A 5862-nucleotide genomic window follows, 5' to 3' on the forward strand; every position below is an offset into this window, starting at 1 on the left:
TAACAACCAACAATAAGCATAAAAAGAATAAACTAACTTAAGGATTTATCTAAGTAGTAAGTAAGAATAATAAAAGAATTAACAAGTCCGCAATGAGCTACTTTCCCCCTGCCAGTAAGGCGTAGTATCATCACCCACGATGTGCTTAGCTTCTTGGTTCGGGATGGAGCAAGGCGTCTCCACATCTGTATAATCACGGACATTGTTATTTAAATATTCTATTTAATATAGCAAATAAAAACAATCAATAAGATCTAGATATAAAAATCATTTTTATTTCAGCTCTCATCTTGTTCTTATATTTAGATGTTTTATTAAACTAAATCACTTTATTGTTTTAGAATACTTAAAAAACAATGTTAAGAGCAAGTTCTAATATAAACTTTACTTGTAAGATTTTATAAGCTAAATGTAGTTTTCATATAAAAACATTCAAGGCTTTATTAAAAACCTTAACAAGGAAGTGATGCTTAAATAAGATAAGCCAAACGCTCTATTAGTACTGGTCAGCTAAAGGACTTTCATCCATTACACACCCAGCCTATCAAACTAGTAGTCTTCTAGAGAGCTTAGAGAAGATTCATCTTAGAGTTGGCTTCACGCTTAGATGCTTTCAGCGTTTATCCGTTCCAAACTTAGCTACGCTGCGATGCTCTTGGCAGAACAACAGCTACACCAGTGGTTTGTTCAACCCGGTCCTCTCGTACTAGGGTCAAATCTCTTCAATCTTCTTACGCCCACGGCAGATAGGGACCGAACTGTCTCACGACGTTCTGAACCCAGCTCGCGTACCGCTTTAAATGGCGAACAGCCATACCCTTGGGACCTGCTCCAGCCCCAGGATGCGATGAGCCGACATCGAGGTGCCAAACCTCCCCGTCGATGTGAGCTCTTGGGGGAGATCAGCCTGTTATCCCCGGGGTACCTTTTATCCTTTGAGCGATGGCCCTTCCACACAGAACCACCGGATCACTAAGACCGACTTTCGTCTCTGCTTGACTTGTATGTCTTGCAGTTAAGCTGGCTTATACCTTTATACTCTACGAACGATTTCCAACCGTTCTGAGCCAACCTTTGTAAGCCTCCGTTATTATTTGGGAGGCGACCGCCCCAGTCAAACTACCCACCAGACATTGTCCCACTTGAGGATAACTCAAGCTGGTTAGCTACCCAAATAAGAAAGAGTGGTATCTCAACAACGGCTCATATACAACTGGCGTCATATACTCAAAGCCTCCCACCTATCCTGCACATTCTTATCCAAATAGCAGTGTCAAGCTGTAGTAAAGGTCCACGGGGTCTTTCCGTCTTGCCGCGGGTAGGAGGAATTTTCACCTCCACTACAATTTCACTGGATCCCTCTTTGAGACAGCTCCCATCTCGTTACGCCATTCATGCAGGTCGGTATTTAACCGACAAGGAATTTCGCTACCTTAGGACCGTTATAGTTACGGCCGCCGTTTACTCGGGCTTCGATCAAGAGCTTCGCTAATGCTAACCCCATCAATTAACCTTCGAGCACCGGGCAGGCGTCACACCCTATACATCCTCTTACGAGTTAGCAGAGTGCTGTGTTTTTGGTAAACAGTCGGGAGGGACTCTTTGTTGTAAGTTTCTTCGCTTTCGGAGTAAATCCTAATACGAAGCGAACCACACCTTATACCGAAGATACGGTGCTATTTTGCAGAGTTCCTTAAAGAGAGTTCTTCCACGCGCCTTAGAATACTCATCCCACCCACCTGTGTCGGTTTACGGTACGGGCAACATTAGCTAAACTTAGAAACTTTTCTTGGCTCGACGGCATCAGCAATTCTCCTCGCTGTCCGAAGACTTTGAAGAGCCTTTCAGTTCTCGGAGTATTGTTATACGGATTTGCCTATATAACCTCCTACGACCTTAGACTAGCACTTCCATCCGCTAGCTTGCTTAGCCCTAAGCGTCCTTCCATCGCACACTAATGTTGGTATTGGAATATTAACCAATTTGCCATCGTCTACCCCTTTCGGACTCGACTTAGGACCCGACTAACCCTACGATGACGAGCATCGCGTAGGAAACCTTGGGTTTACGGCGTTAATGATTCTCACATTAATTATCGCTACTCATGCCTGCATGCTCACTTCTATTCGCTCCAGCACTCCTTACCGGTATACCTTCGGCGCAAATAGAACGCTCTCCTACCACTTGATAAAATCAAGTCTACAGCTTCGGTACTTACTTTAGCCCCGTTATATTTTCCGCGCAAAATCACTAGACCAGTGAGCTATTACGCTTTCTTTAAAGGATGGCTGCTTCTAAGCCAACCTCCTGGTTGTTTAAGTAACTTCACATCGTTTTCCACTTAAGTAAGATTTAGGGACCTTAGCTGGTAGTCTGGGTTGTTTCCCTCTTGACGACGGATTTTATCACTCGCCGCCTGACTGCTGTGATTACATATAAGGTATTCGGAGTTTGATAGGGTTTGGTACATTGGTGTATGCCCTAGCCCATTCAGTGCTCTACCCCCTTATACTACGACACAACGCTATACCTAAATATATTTCGGAGAGAACCAGCTATCACGAAGTTTGATTGGCCTTTCACCCCTATCCACAAGTCATCCGGGGGCTTTTCAACGCCTATCGGTTCAGTCCTCCACTAGTTCTTACACTAGCTTCAACTTGCTCATGGATAGATCACTTCGTTTCGGGTCTGCAGCATCTGACTTAAGCGCCCTATTCAGACTCGCTTTCGCTACGGCTTCGCGTGTGCTTAACCTTGCCAGACACCACAACTCGCAGGCTCATTATGCAAAAGGCAGTCCATCACACTGTATTGCTACATAGTGCTCTGAATGATTGTAAGCAAATGGTTTCAGGTTCTATTTCACTCTGATCACCTCAGTTCTTTTCACCTTTCCCTCACGGTACTTGTGCACTATCGGTCTGGTAGTAGTATTTAGGGTTGGATCGTGGTCGACCCAGCTTCAGACAGGATTCCTCGTGTCCCGCCCTACTCAGGATACTGCTAGCTAAGGTTTGGTTTTCGTATACGGGACTATCACCCTCTATGGCTACACTTTCCAGAGTGTTCTACTAACCTCACCTATTGCACATTACAGTCCTACAACCCCCAGTGCAAGCACTGGGTTTGCCCTCTTGCGCTTTCGCTCGCCGCTACTGACGCAATCTCTATTGATTTCTTTTCCTGTAGGTACTAAGATGTTTCAATTCCCTACGTTCGCTCCATTATGGTAGTATATATCTCTATATACTGGGTTGCCCCATTCGGAAATCTACGGATCAAAGCTTCTTGACAGCTCCCCGTAGCTTATCGCAGTCTAGTACGTCCTTCATCGCCTTTACCAGCCAAGGCATCCACCATTCGCTCTTAATAGCTTACCTTTTAAATTCATTCTAAAACGCATCACTTCCTTGTTAAAGTTTTTATGATAAGACTTTACTATCTTAAGACGGAAAGCATTTAAACACTTAATAAAACTAAAAATACTAGTCTAACTAAGCTGTGAGTTTAAAACTTGTCTTTAACTAAAAGCTAAAGAAAAGATAGTTAGGTTTTATCCTTTAACAAGTCCTGTAAAATTGTTTTTATTAAAACTTGCTTGTGACTCTTAACAATGATAATTCAAATAACATTAAATAACTAATCTAATATATAAATATTCTATTATTTATTTAGCTTAGGTCTTAAAACCTAAAGGAAGTATATATAAAGAGTTTAAATAATTTAAAAATATAAGCAATAAAGTATTTTATTTTATTTTATTTTACTTATTGCTTTATTGTTAGCTATATACTTGCTTTAAGTTTTAAAACTTTATTATATGATTGATAAACAAATCTTTTATGGTGGGCCTAACAAGACTTGAACTTGTGACCTCACCCTTATCAGGGGTGCACTCTAACCAGCTGAGCTATAGGCCCTTAATAAATGGTGGAGAATAGCGGGATCGAACCGCTGACCTCCTGCGTGCAAAGCAGGCGCTCTCCCAGCTGAGCTAATTCCCCAAAATTAGCTTTTCATCAATCTTTGAAATCTAAACAAGGATGATTGAGTCTATATATGAACTGATAGTTGTGAGACTTATCAGTTTGTACTCTAGAAAGGAGGTGATCCAACCGCAGGTTCTCCTACGGTTACCTTGTTACGACTTCACCCCAGTCGCTGATTCCACTGTGGACGGTAACTAGTTTAGTATTCCGGCTTCGAGTGAAATCAACTCCCATGGTGTGACGGGCGGTGAGTACAAGACCCGGGAACGTATTCACCGTAGCATGGCTGATCTACGATTACTAGCGATTCCGGCTTCATGCTCTCGAGTTGCAGAGAACAATCCGAACTGGGACATATTTTATAGATTTGCTCCACCTCGCGGTATTGCGTCTCATTGTATATGCCATTGTAGCACGTGTGTCGCCCTGGGCATAAGGGCCATGATGACTTGACGTCGTCCACACCTTCCTCCTCCTTACGAAGGCAGTCTATTTAGAGTGCTCGGCCGAACCGTTAGCAACTAAATACGTGGGTTGCGCTCGTTGCGGGACTTAACCCAACATCTCACGACACGAGCTGACGACAGCCGTGCAGCACCTGTCTCTAAGTTCTAGCAAGCTAGCACCCTCTTATCTCTAAAAGGTTCTTAGGATATCAAGCCCAGGTAAGGTTCTTCGCGTATCTTCGAATTAAACCACATGCTCCACCGCTTGTGCGGGTCCCCGTCTATTCCTTTGAGTTTTAATCTTGCGACCGTACTCCCCAGGCGGTACACTTAATGCGTTAGCTGCATTACTGAGATGACTAGCACCCCAACAACTAGTGTACATCGTTTAGGGCGTGGACTACCAGGGTATCTAATCCTGTTTGCTCCCCACGCTTTCGCGCCTTAGCGTCAGTTAAGTTCCAGCAGATCGCCTTCGCAATGGGTATTCTTGGTGATATCTACGGATTTTACCCCTACACCACCAATTCCATCTGCCTCTCCCTCACTCTAGACTACCAGTTTCCCAAGCAGTTCAACGGTTAAGCCGTTGGATTTCACAAGAGACTTGATAATCCGCCTACGCGCCCTTTACGCCCAGTGATTCCGAGTAACGCTTGCACCCTCCGTATTACCGCGGCTGCTGGCACGGAGTTAGCCGGTGCTTATTCCTTAGGTACCGTCAGAATTCTTCCCTAAGAAAAGGAGTTTACGCTCCGAAAAGTGTCATCCTCCACGCGGCGTTGCTGCGTCAGGGTTTCCCCCATTGCGCAATATTCCCTACTGCTGCCTCCCGTAGGAGTCTGGACCGTGTCTCAGTTCCAGTGTGACTGATCATCCTCTCAGACCAGTTAAGCGTCATAGCCTTGGTGAGCCATTACCTCACCAACTAGCTGATACTATATAGTCTCATCCTACACCGAAAAAACTTTCCCTACTCAACTTGTGTTAAGCAGGAGTATAGAGTATTAGCAGTCGTTTCCAACTGTTGTCCTCTTGTGTAGGGCAGATTAACTATACCTTACTCACCCGTGCGCCACTAATCCACTTCTAGCAAGCTAAAAGCTTCATCGTTCGACTTGCATGTATTAGGCACGCCGCCAGCGTTCACTCTGAGCCAGGATCAAACTCTCCATAAAAAATAATTGGATAAGTTTAATCTTTTTCTTCAAAGAAAAAGTTGATTGTTAAGATTTAAAAATAAATCTTTCTGGCTCAATCGATCACTTATTTAGATTTCAAAGATTGACTATAAGATTTGATTAACAATATTAATAATTTAAAGAACAAATACTAAAAAATTAAGACAAAAAGTCTTAGCTTTTTAAAACCCTTTTATTTAAAAAGGAAATGAAATTATAGCAATAAAAGCTTAAAGTTTTATT

The 5862-nt window shown here is 43.2% G+C and carries 2 tRNA genes and 3 rRNA genes; all 5 read right to left on the reverse strand.

The features are described from left to right. Positions 1 to 84: 84 nt before the first annotated feature. The 5 genes from rrf to CAMP5060_RS07870 all read right to left on the reverse strand — a co-directional run bounded on the left by rrf (position 85) and on the right by CAMP5060_RS07870 (position 5616). Positions 85 to 201: ribosomal RNA gene (gene rrf / locus CAMP5060_RS07850) — 5S ribosomal RNA — on the reverse strand. A gap of 274 nt (positions 202 to 475) precedes the next feature. After that, positions 476 to 3383, reverse strand: a 23S ribosomal RNA gene (locus CAMP5060_RS07855). 463 nt (positions 3384 to 3846) lie between these two features. Continuing rightward, positions 3847 to 3923: transfer RNA gene (locus CAMP5060_RS07860), tRNA-Ile, on the reverse strand. Positions 3924 to 3931: 8 nt separating this feature from the next. Further along, a tRNA-Ala gene (locus tag CAMP5060_RS07865) sits at positions 3932 to 4007 on the reverse strand. A 95-nt stretch (positions 4008 to 4102) separates the two neighbouring features. Then, positions 4103 to 5616 (reverse strand): 16S ribosomal RNA (locus CAMP5060_RS07870). The 16S, 23S and 5S rRNA genes sit together here with 2 tRNA genes alongside, the layout of an rRNA operon. Positions 5617 to 5862 lie beyond the last annotated feature (246 nt).

The sequence above is a fragment of the Campylobacter sp. 1569 genome (genome assembly GCF_024723675.1).
Lineage (GTDB): Bacteria > Campylobacterota > Campylobacteria > Campylobacterales > Campylobacteraceae > Campylobacter_D > Campylobacter_D jejuni_C.